The 24,271-nt window shown below is 42.2% G+C and carries 18 protein-coding genes; 15 read left to right on the top strand and 3 right to left on the bottom strand.

All coding sequences use genetic code 11. From position 1 onward, the window contains the following. Window positions 1-407 precede the first annotated feature (407 nt). Window positions 408-1,568 carry a pyridoxal-phosphate-dependent aminotransferase family protein gene (locus KS242_RS17295; RefSeq protein WP_217322476.1) on the top strand — a complete coding sequence of 387 codons (1,161 nt, stop codon included), beginning with the start codon at window positions 408-410 and terminating at the stop codon, window positions 1,566-1,568. Beyond that, complete coding sequence (serA, locus tag KS242_RS17290; protein WP_217322475.1) at window positions 1,568-3,151, top strand: phosphoglycerate dehydrogenase; 1,584 nt, start codon at window positions 1,568-1,570, stop codon at window positions 3,149-3,151. The genes KS242_RS17295 and serA overlap by 1 nt, the downstream gene beginning before the upstream one ends. A 15-nt stretch (window positions 3,152-3,166) precedes the next feature. Here serA and KS242_RS17285 read toward each other — a convergent pair whose 3' ends face one another. Beyond that, window positions 3,167-4,489, bottom strand: coding sequence for an APC family permease (locus tag KS242_RS17285; RefSeq protein ID WP_217322474.1), 1,323 nt, complete (start codon window positions 4,487-4,489; stop codon window positions 3,167-3,169). Window positions 4,490-4,676: 187 nt separating this feature from the next. Next, entirely contained in the window at window positions 4,677-5,492 is an 816-nt protein-coding gene (locus KS242_RS17280; RefSeq protein ID WP_217322473.1) for a histidinol-phosphatase HisJ family protein, read from the bottom strand. A gap of 827 nt (window positions 5,493-6,319) precedes the next feature. On the opposite strand from KS242_RS17280, the gene KS242_RS17275 reads away from it, so the two are divergent. The 13 genes from KS242_RS17275 to KS242_RS17215 all read left to right on the top strand — a co-directional run bounded on the left by KS242_RS17275 (window position 6,320) and on the right by KS242_RS17215 (window position 22,842). Next, on the top strand, window positions 6,320-7,258 hold the full coding sequence (locus tag KS242_RS17275; RefSeq protein WP_217322472.1) for a YybS family protein: 939 nt from the start codon (window positions 6,320-6,322) through the stop codon (window positions 7,256-7,258). Window positions 7,259-7,294: 36 nt separating this feature from the next. Continuing rightward, on the top strand, window positions 7,295-9,265 hold the full coding sequence (locus KS242_RS17270; protein ID WP_217322471.1) for a DHH family phosphoesterase: 1,971 nt from the start codon (window positions 7,295-7,297) through the stop codon (window positions 9,263-9,265). After that, window positions 9,262-9,708: a 50S ribosomal protein L9 gene (gene rplI, locus KS242_RS17265; RefSeq protein ID WP_217322470.1), complete on the top strand. Its 447-nt coding sequence runs from the start codon at window positions 9,262-9,264 to the stop codon at window positions 9,706-9,708. The genes KS242_RS17270 and rplI overlap by 4 nt, the downstream gene beginning before the upstream one ends. A 104-nt stretch (window positions 9,709-9,812) precedes the next feature. Further along, a complete protein-coding gene (gene dnaB / locus KS242_RS17260) occupies window positions 9,813-11,177 on the top strand; it encodes a replicative DNA helicase (RefSeq protein ID WP_217322469.1) in 1,365 nt (454 codons plus the stop codon). A gap of 152 nt (window positions 11,178-11,329) precedes the next feature. Further along, the gene (locus KS242_RS17255; protein ID WP_217322468.1) at window positions 11,330-12,616 is read left to right on the top strand and encodes an adenylosuccinate synthase; all 1,287 of its coding nucleotides are present in this window, start codon (window positions 11,330-11,332) and stop codon (window positions 12,614-12,616) included. Between the two features lie 184 nt (window positions 12,617-12,800). Then, a complete protein-coding gene (yycF, locus tag KS242_RS17250; RefSeq protein ID WP_097039984.1) occupies window positions 12,801-13,505 on the top strand; it encodes a response regulator YycF in 705 nt (234 codons plus the stop codon). A gap of 5 nt (window positions 13,506-13,510) precedes the next feature. Further along, on the top strand, window positions 13,511-15,361 hold the full coding sequence (gene walK, locus KS242_RS17245; RefSeq protein WP_217322467.1) for a cell wall metabolism sensor histidine kinase WalK: 1,851 nt from the start codon (window positions 13,511-13,513) through the stop codon (window positions 15,359-15,361). Continuing rightward, the gene (locus tag KS242_RS17240; RefSeq protein WP_217322466.1) at window positions 15,358-16,650 is read left to right on the top strand and encodes a YycH family regulatory protein; all 1,293 of its coding nucleotides are present in this window, start codon (window positions 15,358-15,360) and stop codon (window positions 16,648-16,650) included. Before walK ends, KS242_RS17240 begins: the two co-directional genes overlap by 4 nt. Further along, window positions 16,650-17,516, top strand: coding sequence for a two-component system regulatory protein YycI (locus tag KS242_RS17235; protein ID WP_217322465.1), 867 nt, complete (start codon window positions 16,650-16,652; stop codon window positions 17,514-17,516). Before KS242_RS17240 ends, KS242_RS17235 begins: the two co-directional genes overlap by 1 nt. Window positions 17,517-17,529: 13 nt before the next feature. Next, the gene (locus tag KS242_RS17230; protein ID WP_217322464.1) at window positions 17,530-18,327 is read left to right on the top strand and encodes an MBL fold metallo-hydrolase; all 798 of its coding nucleotides are present in this window, start codon (window positions 17,530-17,532) and stop codon (window positions 18,325-18,327) included. 57 nt (window positions 18,328-18,384) lie between these two features. Then, a complete protein-coding gene (locus KS242_RS17225) occupies window positions 18,385-19,596 on the top strand; it encodes a S1C family serine protease (RefSeq protein ID WP_217322463.1) in 1,212 nt (403 codons plus the stop codon). A 367-nt stretch (window positions 19,597-19,963) separates the two neighbouring features. Further along, complete coding sequence (locus KS242_RS17220; RefSeq protein ID WP_217322462.1) at window positions 19,964-22,267, top strand: YhgE/Pip domain-containing protein; 2,304 nt, start codon at window positions 19,964-19,966, stop codon at window positions 22,265-22,267. Window positions 22,268-22,284: 17 nt separating this feature from the next. After that, window positions 22,285-22,842 (top strand): TetR/AcrR family transcriptional regulator, encoded by a 558-nt coding sequence (locus KS242_RS17215; protein WP_217322461.1) that lies wholly within the window; start codon window positions 22,285-22,287, stop codon window positions 22,840-22,842. A 452-nt stretch (window positions 22,843-23,294) separates the two neighbouring features. Here KS242_RS17215 and KS242_RS17210 read toward each other — a convergent pair whose 3' ends face one another. Further along, window positions 23,295-24,095: a YtvA family blue-light photoreceptor gene (locus KS242_RS17210; RefSeq protein ID WP_217322460.1), complete on the bottom strand. Its 801-nt coding sequence runs from the start codon at window positions 24,093-24,095 to the stop codon at window positions 23,295-23,297. Window positions 24,096-24,271: the final 176 nt, after the last annotated feature.

The raw sequence follows: 24,271 nt of genomic DNA, 5'->3' as shown, positions 1-24,271 counted from the left end.
AACAATCACATTTGGTAAAATTATTTGAAAACATATTGACATCAGCTGTGTGTCTGCTATGATAAATAAAAAATTGAACCAAACACCAACTATGTTGATGAAGACCATACCTTTGAACAGTGATTATCCAAGAGAGCTAGTGGATGGTGGAAACTAGCATAATCCGGCAAAGGGCAGCACTTCGGAATAGGCAGGCTGAATGAAGTAGGTTTGTCCGGTATATGCCCGTTACGCATAGCTTCAATGAAGGCTGTACTGTGCAATGACACAGACGGTAAAAAAGGGTGGCACCGCGTGAGTAGATTCAAGCTTTTCGCCCCTTACAAACAGGTAAGGGAGCGGAAGGCTTTTCTTATTGGCTTTTTTACCTGTGAAGAAATCTAACAAACCAAGGAGGAAAAGAAACTATGTTACCAGATCAGCTTTTACTACGTATTCCAGGACCATCACCAATACCGCCGAGTGTGCAGCGGGCAATGAGTCAGCCCATGATTGGCCACCGCGGTGCGGAAACAACTGCATTGCTGCAGCGCATTAAGCCAAGGTTAAAGCCTGTTTTCGGAACTGAACAAGATGTTTTGTTAGTTACAGGAAGCGGAACTGCCGGTTTGGAGGCGGCCGTAGCTAATACGGCGAAGCCTGGTGATGAAGTCTTGGTTGTGGTAGTTGGTGCTTTTGGAGATCGTTTCGTCAAAATAGCGAAGGCTTATCAGCTGCATATTCACCAGATAGACGTCACATGGGGAGAAGCTGCAAATCCGGAAGATATTAAAGCAGTACTTCAAAAATATCCGGAAATCAGCTCTGTCTTCGTTACCTACTGTGAGACTTCTACAGGTGTGCTGAACCCAGTTAAAGAGATTGCCGAAGCAATTCATGAAGTTTCTGATGCATTGGTTATCGTAGACGGCGTCTCCTGTGTAGCAGGTGTGGAAACAGAATTTGATGCATGGGGAATTGATATTCTCGTTACAGGTACACAAAAGGCGTTTATGCTGCCTGGCGGAATGTTTTTTGCAGTAGTAAGTGAACGGGCATGGCAAGTAATTGAAGCCAACACACAGCCGCGTTTTTATCTGGATCTGACAAAATATCGTGATGGTATCGCAAAAGACAGCACCCCGTTCACGCCTGCTTTATCTATCCTGTTTGGATTGGAGCAAGTTTTGACGCTGTTGGAAGAAGAAGGGCTGGAGCAAGTGTATGCGCGACATCGCTTAATGCGGGATATGACAAGAGCTGCCTTCCGAGCGTTGGAAGTACCGCTGCTAGTAGAAGATACATATGCTTCGCCGACAGTAACAGCAATTAAACCGGCAGATTTTGATGCTGAACAGCTCCGTAAGCAAGTGAAGCAGGAGTTCAATTTAGCGTTTGCAGGCGGTCAGCAACATATGAAGGGGGAGATTTTCCGAATCGGACATATGGGATATTGCTCTCCGGCAGATGTGCTGCAAGTCATTAGTGCAGTGGAAATTGGACTCATGCAAATTGGAAAGCAGATAACGCTAGGAGCAGGTACACAGGCTGCCCAGCAAATCTATCTTGAGCAAGGAGCGAATAAATAATGACATACAATGTGCTGATTAGTGATCCGTTAAGTGAAGAGGGAATGGCTCCACTAACATTAGCTGATGACTTCCATGTGACTGTTGACACAGGATTAGCAGAACCCGAGCTAATCGAAAAAATCGGAAACTACCACGCATTGCTCGTCCGCAGTCAAACGACTGTTACACGAGCAATTATGGAAGCAGCTCCGAATCTGAAAGTTATTGGACGCGCTGGAGTCGGTGTGGACAACATTGATTTGGAAGCAGCAACAGAACTTGGCATTGTTGTTGTCAATGCTCCTGACGGGAATACAAACTCTGCTGCAGAACATACTGTTGCTATGATGATGTCCCTTGCTCGTAATATTCCGCAAGCTTTTCTTGCTTTGAAACAAGAACGCTGGGAGCGCAAACAACATATTGGCGTGGAATTGAAAGGAAAGACACTTGGTATCGTTGGGATGGGTCGAATCGGAGCGGAGGTTGCGTATCGGGCCAAAGGACAGCGTATGGATGTTGTTGCATATGACCCATTCTTAACAAAGGATCGTGCAGACAAGATGGGTATCGCTTATGGAACACTGGACGAAGTGTTTGCAGTTAGTGATTTCCTAACAGTCCATACACCATTACTGAAGGAAACGCGGCATATGATCTCTGCAGATGCTTTTGCTAAGATGAAGGATGGCGTGCAGATTATGAACTGCGCCAGAGGCGGTATCATTGATGAAGATGCGTTATATGAAGCAATCATCAGCGGCAAGGTGGCAGGAGCAGCATTGGATGTATTTGAAGAGGAACCAGCTGTTCATCATAAATTGCTGGAGCTGCCGCAAGTAATTGCAACGCCGCATTTAGGTGCCAGCACGGTGGAAGCGCAGGAGAACGTGGCGATTGATGTGAGCAAGGATGTGATGCAGATTCTTCGCGGCGGACAAGCCATTCATCCTGTCAATTTCTCCTCCGTCTCACCAGAATTAATGCGGAAAATCCAGCCATATTTTGATTTGGCTGAAAAGCTTGGTGCATTCCTTGCACGAACAATGCCGGATGCCATTGAAGAAGTTACAGTATATTATGCAGGGGAGCTAGCTGACAAAGAGGTTGCGCCGTTAACTCGGAATACGGTGAAAGGTCTGCTGCAGCGTTACTTAGGAAATGTAAATGATGTCAATGCGACACATTTGGCTAAGAAGCGCGGCATAACAATTAATGAACAAAAAACATCTACCACAAGAGGCTTCACTAGTCTGGTAACTGTAGAAGCAAGATCAGCTTCCGTCACCCATAAAGTGGCTGGGACCTTAGTAAATGGACTAGGAGCGCGGATTGTAAAGGTTGATAACTATTATGTAGATGTTACACCAGCGGGCCATATGCTGCTCGTGCGCCATAAAGACCAGCCGGGAGCTATTGGTCGTGTGGGAACTTTGCTTGCCAAGTACGCGGTTAATATTGCAACAATGCAAGTAGGGCGATCTAATGAAGGCGGCGATGCCATTATGATGCTCACGGTCGATAAAGAACCACAGGCGGAAGAAGTACAAGAATTGAAGCAGCTGGCGGATATTTTTGATGTAACAGCTATTACGATATGAAAAGAAGCGGGCAGATTACTCTGCTCGCTTCTTCGCTTTCAACGCATAAAATATTGGCAGTCCGATAACTGCTATTCCAATAGATAATAAGCAGCTTAGGAAGTCTGTGAACAATGTACTGATTAAGACAAACAAAGAGCCGGCGATTGCAGCTATTGGAATAAAAGGATAGAGCGGTACGCTATAAGCACGTTCTTTTCCTTTATGTCGTTTTCGTAAGATGAAAACAGCATAAAAAGCCAAAACATAAAATAGATAAATGGTAAAAATACTGATTTCTGATAGTTTATCTGGATTGCTTACAAGCATAAAAATGACAGACAATACAAGCTGCAAAACAACTGCAACCCAAGGTGTTTGGAATGTAGGGTGCACTTTTTGAAGCAAATTTGAAAATGGCAATTGGCCGCGCTCTGCCATTGCAAATGGGATTCGCGGAAATGTAAGAATTTTACCGTTTAAACAGCCGAAGATGCTTACAATTATCCCTAAACTAACGATAATTTCACCAGTATCACCAAGCACAAGTTTCGCTGCGGTGCTTGCCGCATTGGTGTTTAAGCTAACAATCTCAGCTGCTGGTAAAATATAAAGCATAGCAGCGTTGATTAACAGGTAACATGCTGTAACAATCAAAATACCGCCAATCATTGCTCTAGGCAGTGTTTTCTCAGGATCTTTCATTTCTCCGCCCATAGATGCGAGCATGATCCAGCCATCGTAAGCAAACAAAGTTGCCAAAACAGCAGCACCAAAATTTATCTCCGAGAGTGCCTCCGGGACAGCACTAAAGAAATCTGCGTCACCTTTCCAAAAGCCGAAGATAACAATAAGAATAATAGGCAGCAGTTTGCCGATTGTCGTGACCAGTTGTACAATACCGCCAAATTTCGTTCCAATAATATTAATGATACAAAGAAATAAGACACTGGCAATACCAACACCAGCTGTCCAAGTCGTACTCCAGCCGAACAAGTTAACCATTAATGTCCCAAAATAAAGGCCTAGCGCAGCGATAATTGCTGGTCCATACAAGATGGTCTGCACCCATCCGCAAAGAAAGCCCCATATTTCGCCGTATGTTTCCTCAAGATAGGCATATAGCCCGCCGGTTTTTGGGATTTGAACACCAACTTCGGCAATTGTCAAACCGCCAGCAAGCGTCAAAAGTCCGCCAATAAGCCAGGCAAGCATGGCCATATCAGCGCTGCCAGCGTAACTTAGGACGGGACCAGGTTTCATAAATACACCAGAACCAATAATCGTACCTACCACAATAGATAAACCTAGAAAAAGTCCGATGTCTTTCTTTAATGCTGCGTTTTCTGGTTGATTCATGCTGTCACTCCTTTTCTGTCCTTATTGCATGTATGAAGATATGTAGTTCATTATAGGAAATACAGCTATAAATAGAAACTAGAAAAAGTATTCTGACTTGTAAGGGCTTCTAACATAGAAATGGAGCTTGCAGTAGCTGCAGCTCCATTCACTAAATTGCCTCTAATCGAGGGATTTATGCAGTTTTTCAGCCAAGCGGTACAGCTTTCCGCTGTCTTTTTTCGAACGTCTGAATTTCTGTGTAGCCAACCTTTTTGGCAAGCTGTATTGCTTCGGAATAGGCATAACCAACATGTTTAGGGGCGTGTGCATCTGAATTAATTACAATACCGACGCCCGCATCAAAGCATTTCTGCAAAAGAAGCGGATCAGGATATATTTCCCCGACCGGCTTTCGTAAGCCAGCAGTACTGATTTCGATGCATGTATCGTTTTCCGCAAGTGCTTTAACAACCCGGTCATATTCCCCTTCTACAAATGCTTGGTCATCTGGTTTGTAGCCAAAAATCTTTATTAAGTCAATATGGCCGACAAAGCTGAAGAGCTTGGATTCAGCTAATGTTACAATTTGATCATAATAATCACGATATACTTGCTTCAGATCTCTTTTTTCATACTCCTCTTTGTACATATCAAGATCAATTCCCCATTCGCGAATCCAGTGAACAGATCCTATCACATAATCAAAGGAATGTTGATCTAGAAATTCAGCTATTTCTGCTTCTTTACCAGGTGTATAATCCATTTCAATACCCATTTTCACTGGGAGTTTTTGTTTTTTGATTTCTTCGAAGAAGGCTAGGTAATCTTGAAAATGCAGTGTCCGTCGGTTTTCAACCCAAGGATTGGACAAGATTTTATTTGTTTCCTGGAAGAAATATGCGTGCTCAGAAATTCCGAATTCTTCAATTCCCTTGCTGCGTGCCGCCTCAAGGTATTCGTGAATATATTCCAATGTGAAAGTGCCGGTTTCTGCCATATGTACGTGATAATCTGTCAGCAATTCGTTCCACTCCTATCAATAAAGTTAAAAATATTTTGACATATTATATGAGATGTTCCAAGTACAGATTTGTAAGGTAAGCCTTATATGGAGGAAAATAAAAAAGCTCTGCCTTTTCAGGAGAGCTTCAAGAAGAATAAATATTAAAGAATAGAGTTCAAATAGCCACCGACACTGCTCAGTAGTAATGTTGCTGCAAGAATCACATTAAAACGACTGTTTTTCATGATATTCCTACCCTTTCTGTTGATTTATATTCGTTAGTTTCATCTATACCCGTTTTGTTGTTGTTATAACCTCTGATCTTATTATTATCTTAGCACGCAGTCAGCTTGTATATCTTCTCGATCGTGTAGAAAATATGTGGAAAAAATGTGGAATGAAAAAATCGGCAGCATGCTTGTCGCGATGCTGCCGATTTTAGAATCGTCTCATTAGTAACTAATGAGGTGTAAAGTATTTAATGTAAATCTAATGTAAGGTTGTCTACCTATTATAAGGTCTTGTTTTAGAAAAATAAACAGTTATTTTTCATTTTACAAAGGCATGAGGAATGTATGTTGACGGCTTAACTGCTAGACTGGCTGACCGGATAGGACAATTCCTATAAATAGTCCTATTAACTGTTTGCGTTTGCCTCATTCTATTTCCTACGAATCATTTGTTTGCATACTTGCTTTCGGGTATAATTGGTGGGTAGCATTACTTCAGATGAGAGGGCTATTTTGTGCACCTTCATCTCTTTCAAGCGAACGCAAGCACAGCCTAAGCAGCTGTGCTTTTTCTACACTTGCTTCATTACATATTTAAATGGGGTGTCACGATTCATGAAAAACGCTCGGCAACTGACGGAAGGAGCTATGCTGGGGGCAATTTACCTTGTACTGCTGCTGGTTGCTATATATGTTCCTTTCATTAAGATTTTTGCCTTATGTGCTTTGCCAGTACCAATTATATTGTATTGGCTTCGGCATGGAATCAAGTCAGGTTTCATTTTTTCCGCAGCAATTCTGCTGTTATCTATTATAGCGAGTCCAGCGGGTATACTGACTACGCTAACCATAGCAATCGGAGCCTCGATGACGGGGTATGCGCTGCATCGTAAACAATCAACTTATGAAGCATTGCTAAAAGGAACGGCAGGTTATGCGCTTGGTGTGACAATCTTCTGGGTGTTAACGCAAGCAATAACTGGCATTAACATCATTGATACAGCACAGACGACCATGCAAGAAACAATGCAAGAGGTACGCACTCAAATGGAGAATTTGGGTGGATCAATTCCTGAGGAACGATGGGGACAAGTGACCGAAATGATTGATTATATTTTCGTTCTTGTTCCAACCTTGATTGCAATTTATTCTCTCTTGTATGCGTTCGTAACGCAATGGCTGGCGCAAAAGATTCATAACCGGCAGCAGAAGGAAAAGATTTTGTATCCGCCATTCCGCCGTTTTAACTTGCCTGTTATTGTGCTGTTCATTTACTTTATTGGATCCTTTGCTCGCTGGTTCAATATAGACCCAAACGGCGGTTTGTATCCATTTGTAGTAAACATCACCGAGTTTGCAGGAATATTGCTTATCATACAAGGATTTTCGTTTATGTTTTATTTTGCTTATGAGCGGAAACTAGCAAAGGTATTTCCGATATTAGCTGTTATATTCTGTATCCTTTTAGGGCCTCTTCTGCTGTATCTCGTGCGCGTTTTGGGTATAATTGATATAGGATTCAGGCTTCGGGAACGGCTGAGCAGCAAGAAATAGCATGGTCGCGGAATTTAGGTTTAGGAGCTGACATATATGCCAGAGATATTTAAGAAACCAACATTAAGTAAGCATTTGATCGTGACATATGCGCTTGCTGTCGTCCTGCTTGTTTGTGTGTGGTTTTATGAATGGAAGCTTGGACTGCCATTGACAGTACTCCTGGCTCTTTCTTTCTTTTACAGCATTGTGACGGAGCAGCGGATGCAAGACCAAACGGAGGAATATATCTCCACGATGTCTCACCGGGTGAAAAAGGTCGGTGAGGAAGCGCTGCTGGAAATGCCAATCGGTATTGTGCTTTACAGTGAAAACTACCAGATTGAGTGGACGACCCCGTATATGAACAGATTTGCGGAGGATACACTTGTGGGTATGCCGCTGGATGATTTGTCAGAAGCACTTATCCCGGCAATCAAGGATGAGAAAAACGAGGTATGGATAACGCTAGATGATTATGACTTCTTGACCGTTATTAAGAAAGAAGAGCGCTTGTTATACTTGTTTGATCGAACAAAGCAGCTGGAGATACAGAACTTATATAACGAAGAACAAACCGTCTTAGCTATTATCTTTTTAGATAACTACGAAGAGATGACCCAGAATTTAGATGATACGGCTAAGAGTCAAATAAATTCCCGTGTCACGGCACAATTGAATGAATGGTCGCGCCAAAAAGGATTGTATCTGAAACGTACCTCACAAGAACGATTTCTTGCTGTATTGAATCACCGCATTTTGAGGGATTTAGAGAGAACTAAATTCGAAATTCTAGATGAAATTCGAGGATTAATCACAGATCAGAATATCCCAATTACCTTAAGCATCGGTGTCGGGGCAGGCGGGCAGTCATTGCCTGAGCTTGGAGAGCTTGCACAGTCCAGCTTAGACCTTGCACTTGGCCGAGGCGGTGACCAAGTGGCGATTAAAGGAGAAGGCGGTAAAGTGCGTTTCTACGGCGGTAAAACAAATCCGATGGAGAAGCGCACAAGGGTAAGAGCTCGTGTCATTTCGCACGCATTAAAGGAACTGGTTAAACAGAGTGAACAAGTACTCATCATGGGACATAAAGCGCCTGATATGGATTCAATTGGAGCTGCTATCGGAATTTTGAAGATTGCCGAAGCAAATGATACAGCTGGACATATTGTATTGGATCAGCAAGATATCCATCCTGGTGTGTCTAAGTTAACGACAGCTATTCAAGCGGATGAGGAACTTTGGGAGCAATTTATTAGTCCGGAAGAAGCGCTGGACCGAGTGACTAAGAACACGCTTGTTGTGGTTGTAGATACACATAAACCTGTACTAGTAGCAGAAGAGAAACTGCTTAGCAAGTCAGAGCATGTTGTCGTTATTGATCACCATCGCCGGGCAGAAGAATTCATTGAGAAGCCGACGCTTGTCTATATGGAACCGTATGCTTCTTCGACAGCCGAGCTTGTAACCGAGCTATTGGACTACCAGCCTAAGAAGCTGCGACTTTCTACACTAGAAGCGAGTGCGTTACTTGCAGGAATTATCGTCGATACGAAAAGCTTTACACTTCGCACTGGTTCACGTACATTTGATGCTGCCTCCAATCTTCGTTCAAAGGGTGCAGATACGGTCTTGGTGCAGCGCTTTATGAAAGAAGATTTGGATACGTATGTGAAGCGGGCGCATTTGATAGAACATACAGAGATTTACCGGGAAGGCATCGCTATTTCGACAGCCGAAGCAGGGCAAGTGTTTGGGCCGGTTGTGATTGCCCAAGCCGCGGACACACTGCTGACAATGGATGGTGTCAGTGCCAGCTTTGTCATTTCAGAACGTGAAGATGGACGAATTGGTATTAGTGCCAGATCACTTGGACAAGTGAATGTACAAGTAATCATGGAAAAAATGAATGGCGGCGGTCACCTGACCAATGCTGCCACACAGATTGCTGACAAGACCGTACAGGAAGCGAAAGAAGAACTGCAGCGGATTGTTGATGAATATGTTGAAGGGAGAAATGAAGAATGAAAGTAATTTTCACGGAAGATGTAAAAGGCAAAGGCAAAAAAGGACAAGTAAAAGAAGTGCCAGATGGTTACGCACGCAATTACTTGCTTAAAAATAACTTGGCTGCACCTGCAACAAAAGGGAATGTAAAAGTGCAGGAAGCAAAAGAAAATAAACAGCAGCAGCTGGAACAGCAAGAAGTAGAAGATGCGAAGAAGTTAAGTGAGAAGTTGGCAAGCATTACTGTAGAAGTAAAAGCAAAATCCGGAGAAGGCGGCCGTTTGTTCGGATCAATTACGAGCAAGCAAATTGCCGATGAGCTGAAAAAAACACACAAAATCAAGATCGATAAACGGAAAATCGAATTAGATGATCCGATTCGTGCGCTTGGTTACCGTGACTTGGATGTAAAACTGCACCCGGAAGTAACCGGTAAAATTAAAGTTCATATTAGCGAGCAATAATAATTTTTCCAGCAAAATACCAATAGCTTTTCATCCCCCTTTTGACACAAAAGGGGGATATTTCGGTACAATAAAAGCAGTATGCCAGAAATGGGGGAATCATGATGGAAGAAGTCTGGAATGACCGGACCCCTCCACATAATATAGAAGCAGAGCAAGCGGTGATTGGTGCAATTTTCTTAGAACCAGAAGCACTGTCCAGAGCTTCCGAACAGTTAATCGCTGACGATTTCTACAGAGCCAGCCACCAGCGCATTTTCGATGCAATGATGCGCTTGTCTGACAGAGGTGAGCCAGTTGATTTGGTAACTGTCACCACTGCACTTGCAAATGCAAAACTGTTGGAGGAGGTCGGCGGAGTATCATATCTCAGCGATCTAGCAAATGCCGTTCCGACAGCAGCAAATATTGATTATTATAGTAAAATTGTTGCTGAGAAAGCTTTATTACGTCGTTTAATCCGCTCTGCTACAGATATTGTGACATCAAGCTATGCGAAAGAAGACGAAGTAGAAGATGTCCTGAATGAAGCGGAGAAAACGATCATGGAAGTTTCCGGACGTAAGAATTCCGGTGCTTTCCAAAATATTAAAGATGTTTTAATCGATGTTTATGATAATATCGAAAAACTGCACCATCAAAGTGCTTCCGTAACAGGTATTCCAACAGGTTATCGGGATTTGGACAAGATGACATCAGGATTTCAGCGCAATGATTTAATCATCATTGCTGCCCGTCCGTCGGTTGGTAAGACAGCCTTTGCTTTGAATATTGCACAAAATGTTTCCATCCACGCAGGAGAGAATGTAGCAATTTTCAGCTTAGAGATGGGAGCGGAGCAGCTTGTTTCTCGTATGCTTTGTGCCGAGGGAAATATTGACGCACAGCGATTGCGTACAGGAAGCTTGCAGGAAGAAGATTGGGCTAAGCTCACCATGGCAATGGGAAGCTTGTCCAATGCGGGTGTATATATTGATGATACTCCCGGTATTCGTGTAAGTGATATTCGATCAAAGTGCCGCCGTCTAAAGCAGGAAGGCGGCATCGGGATGATTCTGATTGATTACTTGCAGCTCATTGCGGGTTCTAGCTCAGGAAAAGGCGAAAACCGTCAGCAGGAAGTATCGGAAATCTCCCGTTCCCTGAAAGCTTTAGCGCGTGAATTAGAAGTTCCGGTAATTGCTTTATCTCAGCTTTCCCGCGGAGTAGAGCAGCGTCAAGATAAGCGTCCAATGATGTCCGATTTACGTGAATCCGGAAGTATTGAGCAGGATGCCGATATTGTTGGCTTCCTCTATCGAGACGATTATTACGACAAAGAATCAGAGAAACAGAATATCATTGAAATTATTCTTGCTAAGCAGCGTAACGGCCCAGTTGGGACAGTTGAGCTGGCATTCGTAAAAGAATACAATAAATTCGTAGATTTAGATCACCGATATTCGGAAAGTGATATACCACCTGCATAATAAAAACGCCTTATCAGATGATAGGGCGTTTTTTAACGAACGAATATGGTGGGTAGTGAATAATTGTTCGGATGTATCATTGACATGTGTTTTGGGGATTGATAAACTTTAGAGGTGTTAAAAATAGTTTATTTGGCGGAGGTGCCACACAGATGTCCTCAGTAGTCGTAGTAGGAACCCAATGGGGAGATGAAGGAAAAGGAAAGATCACTGACTTTCTTTCACAAAATGCCGAAGTTGTTGCGCGTTATCAAGGCGGTAACAATGCAGGTCACACAATTAAATTCGATGATGTCACATATAAACTTCACTTAATTCCATCCGGTATCTTTTTCTCAGAAAAGAAATGTGTATTAGGTAATGGGATGGTTATTGATCCAAAAGCATTGATTGAAGAATTGGAATATTTGCACGAACGTAACGTCAGCACAGATAATCTGGTTATTTCAAACCGAGCGCATGTTATTCTTCCGTATCATCTAAAATTAGATGAACTGCAGGAAGAGGCGAAAGGTGCAAATAAAATTGGAACAACTAAAAAGGGTATCGGACCAGCTTACATGGATAAAGCTGCACGTATGGGTATCCGTATTGCTGATTTGCTGGACAAAGATGCTTTTCGTGAGAAGTTAGAACAAAACTTGGAAGAGAAAAACCGATTGTTTGAAAAAGTATATGAATGTGAGCCATTCACAGTCGAAGAAATTTTAGAAGAGTATTATGATTACGGTCAGCAGATTGCAAAGTATGTAACAGATACTTCCGTTGAACTAAACGAAGCACTTGATCAAGGCCGTCGAGTTCTCTTTGAAGGTGCACAAGGTGTTATGCTGGATATTGATCAAGGAACATATCCATTCGTTACGAGCTCCAACCCGATTGCTGGTGGTGTTACAATCGGTTCTGGTGTTGGACCGACAAAGATCAATCATGTAGTAGGTGTATCGAAGGCATACACAACACGTGTTGGTGATGGCCCGTTCCCAACAGAATTACATGATGAGATTGGTGATCAAATCCGAGAAGTAGGCCGCGAGTACGGTACAACTACAGGCCGTCCACGCCGCGTCGGCTGGTTCGATAGTGTTGTCGTACGTCACGCACAGCGCGTCAGTGGTATCACAGATCTTTCTCTTAATTCCATTGATGTACTCACAGGTATCGAAACATTGAAAATCTGTGTAGCTTATCGCTACAAAGGCGAAATTATGGAACACTTCCCGGCTAGCTTGAAAGAACTGGCTGATTGCGAACCAGTTTATGAAGAACTGCCAGGCTGGACAGAAGATATTACAGGCGTTCGCAACTTGAACGAGCTGCCAGTTAACGCGCGTCATTATTTAGAGCGCATCTCACAGCTGACAGGTATTCCGCTCAGTATCTTCTCTGTTGGACCAGATCGTACACAAACAAATGAAGTAAGAAGCGTATATAGTTAAGATAAATGAGAAATCGTCCTGTTGGGCGGTTTTTCTTTTTACTTCCAAATAACCCCATGAGACCCCCCGTACAAAGACATTTTCTGCGAATTGCTGTAAAATAGAAATAGTATGCACAAACTAAACTAATAAAGAAAAAGTAATTCATTTAGATAAAAATTATACGAGAAAGCGTGGGAATACGATGAACCATAAGATACTAGTGGTCGATGACGAGAAACCAATCGCTGATATATTGAAATTCAACTTAGAAAAAGAAGGATACGAGGTAGTCTGTGCCTATGACGGTGACGAGGCTGTTGAACTCGTACAGCAGGAGAATCCAGATTTGATTTTATTGGATATTATGCTGCCGAATAAAGATGGTAATGAAGTATGCCGGGAAGTACGTAAGACGCACAATATGCCAATCATCATGCTGACAGCCAAGGATGCAGAGATTGATAAGGTGCTTGGTCTGGAACTTGGTGCAGATGACTATGTCACAAAGCCGTTCAGTAACCGAGAAGTAATTGCACGTGTGAAAGCGAATCTTCGCAGACAGGCACAAATACCAGAAGAAGACAGCAAGGAAAACAAAGATATCGAGATCGGAAAACTTGTTATTCACCCAGAAGCTTACACAGTCACAAATGATGGCGTGCAAGTGGAATTAACACACCGGGAGTTTGAATTGCTCCATTACTTGGCGCGTCACAGCGGACAAGTAATGACACGTGAACATTTGTTAGAAACGGTATGGGGGTATGATTACTTTGGCGATGTCCGTACAGTTGATGTAACCGTTCGCCGTCTCCGTGAGAAGATCGAAGACAATCCAAGCAGCCCGCTTTGGATTATTACAAGAAGGGGTGTAGGATATTATCTTCGCAGCCCTGAACAGGAGTAATAGCAATGAATAAAATAGGCTTCTTTCGATCGGTGAGCCTGAAATTGGTTCTGGTTTATATTTTGCTGCTGATTATCGCACTTTTGCTAATCGGCGTCTTTTTTACAAATAGCTTAGAGAATCAGCTTATTAAAAATACCAGAGTCTCACTTGAGTCCAATATTGAGTGGCTGAATCAATCGTTAGTCCAGGAATTTGAAGAGGAAAGATCTCCTACTGATCCAACTTTAGAAGAAGATATTGCCGATCTGCTCGTCAATTATTCCGACGGGGATAATACAAAAATACAAGTAATTGATAACCAGAGACAGCTGGTAGGTACGAGTGAACCTGGCGGCCAGGACTTGGTAGGAGCTCGTGTAATAGAAAGTAATATTATTCAGGCCATCACCAATAATGGTATTCTTCCTTCTTCAGAGCAACCGAATATCGTTATTGATGAAGAAACCGGTGATCGCACGCTTCGATATTATGATGAAATAATGAGGACAGGCAGTAATGGAGAAGAGGAATTACTCGGCATTATCTATGTACGTAAATCAATAGAAGATGTATATAGTCAGTTGAAGAGTACAAATATTATCTTCTTGCAAGCAACCTTTATCGCATTGATATTTGCTGCCGTTTTAGGAATTCTCATTGCCCGGGCAATAACGAAGCCAATTAAAGAGATGCAAAAGCAAGCACGTGTTATGGCTACAGGGGATTTTTCAAAACGAGTGAATGTATATGGTGAAGATGAAATTGGACAGCTTGCTCGTACGTTTAATCATATGAACGATGAACTGCGGCAGGCACATATGCGCACAGAAGGCGAGCGCAGAAAGCTGAGTTCCGTGCTTTCCCATATGTCAGATGGCGTTATCGCAACAGACAGGAATGGAGCAATCACCTTGATGAATGCGCCAGCAGAAAGTCTGATTGGGCGCAGTGCGGAAGAAGTTCGCGGACAATTTCTAATTGAGGTTTTAAACTTAAATGAAAAAATAGTTGATATAACAGAAATACAAGAAACAGGCTCCATTATTATTGATATGAGTGATGATGATCAATATCTACTTCTGCGCTGTAATTTTTCGATTGTGCAGGATGAATATGAGCAGATTAGCGGATTCATTACTGTAATCAGTGATGTGACAGAGCAAGAACAAATTGAACAGGAGCGCCGGGAATTTGTTTCCAATGTATCTCATGAGCTCCGAACACCGCTGACAACAATGAGAAGTTATTTAGAAGCATTAACAGATGGTGCATGGAAAGACGAAGGTATTGCCCCTCACTTCCTTGATGTAACACAACAGGAGACAGATCGAATGATACGTCTTGTTAATGACTTGCTGCAGCTTTCCCGAATGGATAGCAGTAATTATACGATGGAATGGCAGCGGATCGATTTTACAGAATTCTTCCATCATGTGATTGACCGATTTGATATGAACAAGCGTGAGGATATTCACTTTGAACGCTATTTGCCGAAGGATGAAGCAATTGTATCGGTTGATCAAGATAAGATGATGCAAGTGCTGGATAATATCATCAGTAACGCGATTAAATATTCTCCGGATGGCGGGACAATTCGTTTCCGTCTTCGTAAGGATAGCCAGAAGCTTCTCATCAGCATTTCTGACGAAGGAATGGGTATTGCGCATGAAAAACTAGACAAGATATTCGAGCGTTTTTACCGAACAGACAAAGCACGTACACGTAAACTAGGTGGTACTGGACTAGGTTTAGCGATTGCGAAAGATCTTGTTGATGCGCACCACGGGGTGATTTGGGCTGAAAGCAAGGAAGGAAGAGGTACAACTGTGCTCTTCACCATTCCGCTTAATCGGAAAAGGGGTGAGCTGCGATGAAGCTGGAAACATTTAATACAATTTTACTTGTCATTCTTGTGGCACTTAGCTTGGTGTTAACAGCTTTTGTATGGACATTTCAGTCAAACGGTTTTGAATCAGATAATCTAATTACGGAAGAGCCGCAGACTTTAGATGGAACAGAGAAACAGCTTGCAGACTTGGTAAGACCGAGCCACGTATATATCAATGAAGAGAATAACCACTTTGTCTTCGCATCAAAAGACGATACAGAAGAGGCTTTTGTGAATGGATTGTCGGAATGGACGCTGACTAATCTGAAACAAAGTGAATTATCGAGTATACCCGATACGAGTATAGAACTTGTATATCCAGTAACAATCTCGTATTCGCAGCTGAATACCTTATTTCAGGTAGAAGGGACAAATAGTGATACAAGCAGTCTGGTAAACGGTGAATTCACAAGAATATACCTATCCAATAATGATGATAACACCACTACGCTGATCTTTCTAAACGAGACTTTGGATAATCCTCTAGAAAATGTTGTCACGGCAACCGTTGTAAACAGCGTAAATGATGTTATAAATGATAAGGAAGATTTATTAGCAGCTGTACCATTAGCTGAAAATCAATCTAATGCTTGGGATCAGATTTATCTGCCGCAAAATCTTCAGATAGAAAACAGAGTTGTTCGCAGTGAGACAGTGTCCAGAGATGAATTTTCAAATATATATTTAGATGATCCAATCACATTGGGCGATCAATACATTGACTCCAATCGCTTGGAATCTGTGAAATTTAGCAATAACGGAAACTATGGTACTTATTATACAAATCGTACTTCTTCCACGAGAGCAGCGAGCAGAGCAGAGCAGCTGCAGGCGGCAATTCATGCGATCAATTCACATAAAGGTTGGACAAATAACTTCCGTTTATATGATGTTGCAGGGAAAGGGAATTTCACGTTTGAATTCCGGATGATACTAGATGGCTACCCGGTATTTCAGCAAAATAAATTGTCACTCTTATCTATCCAAATGCAGTATGGTCACCCTGAGCCTGGTAGATACGAAAGAACATTGCTTAATATAAGCTCTACGTCAGGTCGGCCAGATGGGGAGAAAACGCTGACAGCTCAGGAAGTAAAGAATTGGATTTCAGATAATAATTACATTTCTCGTGACATACAAGATGTTGCAGTTGGTTATCAGTTAGAAGAGTTTGATTCAGATATCTACAAATACAAGCTATCACCATACTGGTATATTGAAGTTGATGGAAGATGGATTGAAGTAGGGGACAATACGGCAGGAGGCACAGACTGATGCAATGGAATAAGATTAAGCTGACGTTTATCCTTGCCTTCCTTGTTTTGAATGTTTATCTCGTTATTCAGTTGTTTCCGCAGGAAGAGACGGAACAAATTGGACTGGAAACAGAATCTACAGCATCTGTACTAGAAAGTGTAAAGGGGTATCAAGAGCTTTCTGATGAGGAAACGGAAACGAATCAGCAGTACGAAGCAACAAAGATGCAATTTAAAGCAAAAGATTTGGAAGAGCTTCCGGGTAATATAAACTTTGACATTAATTCAGGCACAGAGCTTGTTGCAACATTTGAAGAGCCTGTAGAATTGCCAGTTGAGCTGCCTTTTGATAAGGAAACAAAAGAGTCTATTGATGACTTAAACAGCTTTGTTAACGAATATGTTCTGCATGGAGAAGATTATGCGTACTGGGGCCGACAAGGAAAAGAATTGCTTTTCTTTCAAGAAACCGATAAAGGACAGACTTATTTTAGTGAAGACAGTTTGCTGATGGTAACAATTAATGAGGACTATCATGTAACTGACTACACACAGACATATATTGAAAACTTTAAGAAGAGTGAAAACGAGGAAGGCTGGGAAGTGAATCATTATTCAGAGAAACAGGCAGTGAAGGCGCTGACAGCAAAGCAGTATATTGAACGCGGGGATACAATTGAGGTAGAGAAAGGCTTCTATCCGATTATTGAACTTTCATCCAAGCCGAATTATACACCTGCTTACAAAATCACTGTTAATAATACGAAGCATTATTTCTATTTGATGCTTCCAGATAATAATCCCTATATACGCCAGCAAACCGAGTCAGCGTTTATAAACAACTTAGACTTAGAGAAAGAAACAGAGACAGAAGATACACAATAAGAGGTGAAACAGCATGACATTAAGCTTTAGCGTACTTGCTTCAGGCAGTTCTGGTAATGCATTTTTTATCGGAACAGAAAAAGAGCGTATCCTGGTGGATGCTGGTCTAACGGGCAAGGAGCTGCAGCGTTTATTAGAGGAGACGGGGATTGATCCGGCTTCGCTCACAAAGATTCTGGTCACGCACGAGCATAGTGATCATATAAAAGGATTAGGTGTGGCAGCACGGAAATTTGATTTACCAATCTATGCGAATGAAAAGACGTGGAAAGCGATGGAGAATAGCATCGGAAAGATACCATTAGATCATAAGTTTGTCTTCCAAATGGAGGAGACAAAAACATTTGGTGATCTGGATGTTCAGTCCTTCGGTGTTTCCCATGATGCGGCTGAACCGATGTTTTACACATTTCATCATGAAGGAAAGAAAGTCGCCTTAGTGACAGATACTGGCTATGTCTCAGAACGAGTGAAGGGAATTGTGGAGAAGGCTGATGCGTATATCTTCGAAGCAAATCACGATGTGAGCATGCTGCAGATGGGAAGTTATCCGTGGAACGTAAAGCGGAGAATTTTAGGCGATTTAGGTCATGTGTCGAATGAAGATAGTGCTTTGGCGCTCACCGATTTAATTGATAACAACACAAAGCGTATTTATCTTGCGCATTTAAGCCGCGATAATAACATGAAGGATCTGGCTCGTCTTGCAGTAGGTAACATCTTAGAGGAACGAGGCTTTGACCTTACAAAACATATTGAACTGCATGATACAGATCCAAAAATGCCAACACCGCTCTTCCAAGTAGTTTAAATTTCCAAAACGGTGGAAAGATAAACTATATCAAAAGATGCAGGAACGGAGGCTCATATGGATTACTTTGATGATCAACACAAAGAACCGAAAAAGCCGAAGCGCCCAAATTGGCTGCTGCCAGCTATTTTAGGCGGTATTATCGGTGCTGGTATTGTATTGCTTGTTGCGTATGGACTTGATCAAAATGGTATGACAATGAACAATCAATCACAGTCGCAGCAAGAGGGAACTGTGCAGCAAGTGTCTGATACGAATCAAGATACTGGTTTGCAGAATGTAAGTGTTGATGTTCAATCAGGTATTACCGACATTGTGGAGGAAACATCTCCAGCAGTTGTAGGGGTTGTTAATCTTCAGCAAGGAGATGCTTTGTTTTCTCAAGAAGAAAGTACTGCAGGAAGCGGTTCTGGTGTTATTTATAAAAAACAAGGAAACAAAGCTTATGTGGTGACCAATCATCATGTTGTCGAAGGGGCAACAGATGTGGATGTTGTTTTGCATAATGGCGCAGAGATCTCTGCTGAATTACTAGGCAGTGATGTTTTTACCGACTTAGCAGTGCTGGAGATGGACGCTTCCCGCGTGGAAAAGGTAATTGAAATTGGGGATTCCTCTTCTGTTAAAACAGGTGAACCTGTCATTGCTATCGGTGATCCGCTAGGTTTCTCTGGTTCCGTTACACAAGGAATTATCAGCGGTATCAATCGTACTGTTCCGCAGGATTTCAATGGAGATGGCAGATCTGATTGGCAGGCAGACGTGATGCAAACAGACGCAGCCATTAACCCAGGTAACAGCGGCGGAGCACTTATTAACATGGCAGGTCAGCTAATTGGAATCAATTCCATGAAGATTGCAGAATCATCCGTTGAAGGAATTGGATTTGCTATTCCTGTAGATTCAGCGGTACCTGTCATGGAACAGCTCGAGCAGAATGGCCAAGTGAAACGTCCATATTTAGGTGTGGAGGCTTATTCTTTGAATGAGATTCCGGCTGGAGAAAGAACAGGACATCTAGGTTTGCCGGAAGATATCGAGAATGGTGTATATATTTGGAGTCTGGTACCGTCATCTCCTGCTCAGCAAAGCGGGCTGCAAGAACTGGATGTTATTACGGAACTTGATGGCCAGGCAATCAAGGATATGACAGCGTTACGAAAGCATCTATATGAGGAAAAGCAAATAGGAGACAAAATGAAAGTCACGTATTATCGTGATGGGCAGCGTGGAGAAACAACAGTCACTCTAAGTGAACAAGAGCAGTAAAAGCAGCCATTCGCGGCTGCTTTTTTAGTTATGCACAACTTGTGGATTCAGTGAGGATAAGATACTCTATTTGGTAGCGAACAAGTATTCTTATCACTAAATAAAGAATTGCGATTGTGTATATGTGTATAAGTGTGTGGATAATTTGTTTATAGTATGTGGAATACTGTGTATAAGGAACTTGTCCACAGGTTGTACACATTAAAAGTGGATAACATACTGAAAGCGGATACTTAGCTAGGATTAGGTCTATCTATTGTACAGATAGGCTTTTTCTGCTATTATAAGTCAGTAAAATGACCAAAAGTCCAAATTGGTCAGTTGGTATTTGTGGATAAGTGTTACAGTGAATATAGGGGGGAAAGTTATGAACATGTTGAAAAAGGAATGGCGGCGTATATGGAAAGATCGTAAGTTGCTGTTGGCGATATGCGGTATTCTTGTTGTGCCTTTGCTATATAGTGCTATTTTTCTAGCAGCAAACTGGGATCCTTACAACAATACGAATCAATTGCCTGTTGCTGTCGTCAATTTAGACAAAGGGTCAACCTTTGAAGGAAAAGAGCTTCATGTTGGGTCGGATTTTGTGGATAATCTGCAGGATAACGATAAATTCAATTGGCAATTTGTAGAAGAAAAGCAGGCAATGGATGGATTAAAGGCAGAGGATTATTATATGGTTGTCAAAATCCCTGAAAATTTCTCTGCTAACGCAGCAACATTACTCAATGAGAATCCGGAGCAAATGGATATTAACTATTACTCAAACCCTGGTAAGAACTATCCGGCTTCCAAGATTACGGACAGTGCGATTCAGCAATTAGAAAGAGAAGTTGCTGAACAAGTGACCGAAGAATATGCACACGCTGTATTTACTAGCTTAGCGGATGTTGCAGATGGATTAAAACAGGCAAGTGATGGTTCGAAAGAGCTGGCAGATGGCTCAAGTGAATTAAATGAAGGTGCAAAAAATTTGAACAAAAACTTAGCCAGTTTATCAACTAGTACTGCCACTTATACAGAGAAAGTCGGAGAAGCGGATCAAGGTATGCAGGATTTGAATCAAGGTATAGGAAGTCTAGCTTCCCAATATCCTGAAGTAGATGATGGCATTACACAGTTAAATAAAGGCTTGCAAACTTTAAATGGTAAAAGCGGTGATCTGACAAGTGGGTCGGATCAGTTAGTGAGTGGCACTAATGCGTTAACCAGCGGGCTAGATCAGCTGCAGCAAGCGACAGGCCAATTGGCTGGGAGTTTTCCAGAATTAAATAATGGGATAGCGGCTGCTAATGAAAAAGTGCAAACTGCCGGAGATACTATAAAAACTAGTCTGGATGAACTTGCCGAGGTTGCACAGCAGCTGCAGAAGTCACAGGAAGAGCAGACGTCTCAACTCAGTCAGCTGCAAGCTACTCTGGCAAATGACGATTTAACAACGGAGGAAAAGCAGCAGCAATTGCAAAAACAGGTAAAGAAACTTGCTGATCATGCATCTGTTCCAGAAGTTCAACTGCCAACTATTGACCCAGAAGCGGTGCAAGAGGAACTTGAAGGAATCAATAAGCAGCTTGGTCAAATTCAAAAACTTGCAGATGGTGCTGAGCAAACACAAACTGCACTGACGGATATCAACGCGGCTGCTGGCAAATTATATAATGGAGCAGCAGAAATTCAATCTGGTCAGTCAGAACTCAATAGCGGCATAGGTGCTTATGCAGATGGTGTTAGTCAAGCTGCAAATGGAGCACCAGCTTTAGTGAGCGGTTCCCAAGCTGTGCGTGACGCTTTAGGGCAGCTGCAGTCAGGCAGCTCCAAGATCACCAATGGACTCGATCAGTTGAACATCAATGGTCCGCAGTTAGCGGATGGTGCGAGCAAGCTGACAGATGGCTCTAAAACATTATCTGATGGAACACAAAGTGTAACGGATGGAAGCAGCGAATTGTATGATCAGCTGGCCAAAGGTGCAGAAGATGCAAATGTTAGTACCAGTGATAAGACAGAGACGATGTTTGCCAGCCCTACAGATGTGCAGAATGAGAAATTAAGTACAGTGCATAGCTATGGAGAAGGGCTTGCTCCGTACATTCTTTCCATCGGGCTGTTCGTTGGGGCGCTCGTGTTTACAAACATCTTTCCGCTTCGAGATCCTGCGGGCAGACCAACATCTGGTTTCTCTTGGTTCCTAAGCAAATTTAGTATTGTGTTCTTTGTAAGTATATTGCAATCGTTATTTGCGGTTATTATGCTCGTCCATGTTGTTCATTTACAAGTACACAGTGAATGGCGCTTGCTCGTCTTTGCTCTCCTCTTTAGCTTAACAAGCTTCCTGTTAATACAGCTGCTTACGGTTGCTTTAGATAATGTCGGACGTTTCCTAGGTATCATTGTATTGCTCGTCCAAATTGGAGCTGGTGCGGGAACGTATCCGGTTGCATTGCTTCCGGAATTTTTCCAAGTCATTCACAAGTTTGTACCGATGACGTACGCAATCAGCGGTTTTAGGGAGATAATCTCGATTGGAGATGACTGGGGATTTCTCTGGCAGCAAGCAGGTTACTTGAGTATCTTTTCTGTGCTATTCTTAGCATTGACGATTTTAGTTTACGCATTGCAGACACGGAAATATAAAAAAGAGACAGAAGAAGAAACAGCGGTCTCCATGTAAAGAAGGGGTAGAAAACAATGATTATAGATAAAAAAGAACGGATTATAGAGGCTGCTGAGACGTCATTCAGCCAATTTGGATTCAAAGCGACAACCATGGCATCAGTCGCAAAGATTGCCAAGGTAGCTAAAGGGACAATCTATACGTTCTTTGATAGTAAAGAAACATTGTTTTCTACTATTCTTGACCGAACAATGAAGAATCTTCGGCAATCGGCAGAAGCAGCCTTACATGAAGACGCGGCATTCCATGAGAATATCCAGGCGATGCTGGATGCCATTCTAAACTTCCGAGAAAACCATCAGCTATTAATCAAGCTGGGACAAGAAGCGAAGGAATTAGGTACAGCTGAAGTGCTGGAGATTTTGACACAAGTGGAGAGGATGATTCTCGATTACATCAAGTCAGTGATCGAGAAGGAGCAAGAAAAAGGGATTAGTACAATGCATGAACCTGAGCTTCTGGCATTTTTAATTTATCGAACCTATATTGCGCTCATATCAGACTGGGAGCGGCAGCATGAACCACTGCCGAAAGAAACCATTACAGAGATAATTAAGTCGCAAATACATTGAAAAAGACTGGGACAAACTGTTTAAGCTATATAAAAATCCAAACAATACTGCAATTAAAAGCAGTATTGTTTGGATTTTTGCATTGAAGGAATAGGAGAGCATCGCTTCGGAAATACACTCCGCTTTCCTGCGGGCGGCTGGGAAGCCTCCTCGTGCAAAAAGCGCATTGCGGGGTCTACCCTAGCCTTCCTCCCGCGGGAGTCTCCGTGTATTTCCTACACTAATTCTTGTTATGAGGACCTTTACTAGTATAGAAAGAATACGTAGACTCCTCGAAAATAAAAAGCGATTTTCTTGTCGGCATCTACTTCAAAAGCCATTCTTGTCCGACTATAACAGCTAGATTTGGAAAGCAGCAACTATCAGAGGGCTGCATGAAAAAGTATGGATCTAGTCATTGTTCGCTTTTAGGATGAATTAATCTCGTTTTGTCCCAGCCTCTTTCCATTATATTAAGTATTCAAGGCACGGATACCTTCTAAAGCCTGCTGTACACTGGCATAGAAAGATATATTGTTTTTACGAAAATCAGCCAGATTCACACCAGCTTTAGCTGTGCTCGGCTCAATTCCAGTTACAATGAGTTTTGCTCCCATCACTTGAAGCAACTGCTGTAATTTCAGAATCCCTTTATGCACATCATCATTTAAATCCTGGATACCTTGGAGATCCATAATAAAAATTTCTTCATCATGATCATACACATGAGCAGAAATACGCTGATATATTTCTTCCCAACGCTGAGCATCTATATTACCGACAAGCGGCAGAATGCAGATATTCTCGGTAATTGGGACAAATGGCGTCGAAAGCAAGCTAGCTTCCTGTTTATAGCCTGCTGTTTTTGCTTCTTCGGACTTACGGTCAGAGACATCTTTTTGAACTCCAACAAAATAAAGTTTATCTTCACTTGGAACATAGATTGGGTATAAAGCAAGTTCATTCCAAAACATTGTCCCGTCTTTGCGGTAATTCTCCAATTCTACGACCACTGAGCGCTCTTCCTTAATTGCCTCACGAACTTTTGCTACTTCTGTTCTAGTAGTCTTTTCACCTTGCAAAAAGCGGCAGTTTTGACCAATGATTTCTTTCGTCGGATAGCCAGAAATCTTTTCGAAGGCAGCATTCGTATAAATGATCGGATTATCTGGCAATGCGGGATCTGTAATGACAACCCCTGCGCCTACATAATCAATGACCTGGCGGAAAAATGCATCGCTAATTTTCGTAGAATAATGGATTTCTTTCTCCATAGTTTTCTTTCCTTCCTTTGTTAGAGTACATTGTATAAGTTCCTCATTCGGTAGTTTCTAAACGCTTTTGTAAAAAGATAGATTATTATATCCATCATATATAAATCAGAACAATCAAACAACAATAAAGTATAGTCAGCAGTATAAATCTATTGGTAAAATAAAGGAGGTTAGTA

Source organism: Terribacillus sp. DMT04, assembly GCF_019056395.1.
In the GTDB taxonomy this organism is placed as follows: Bacteria; Bacillota; Bacilli; order Bacillales; family Amphibacillaceae; genus Terribacillus; species Terribacillus aidingensis_A.
The sequence above is the reverse complement of the archived record's forward strand: the minus strand, read 5'-3'. Positions and strand labels throughout refer to the sequence as shown.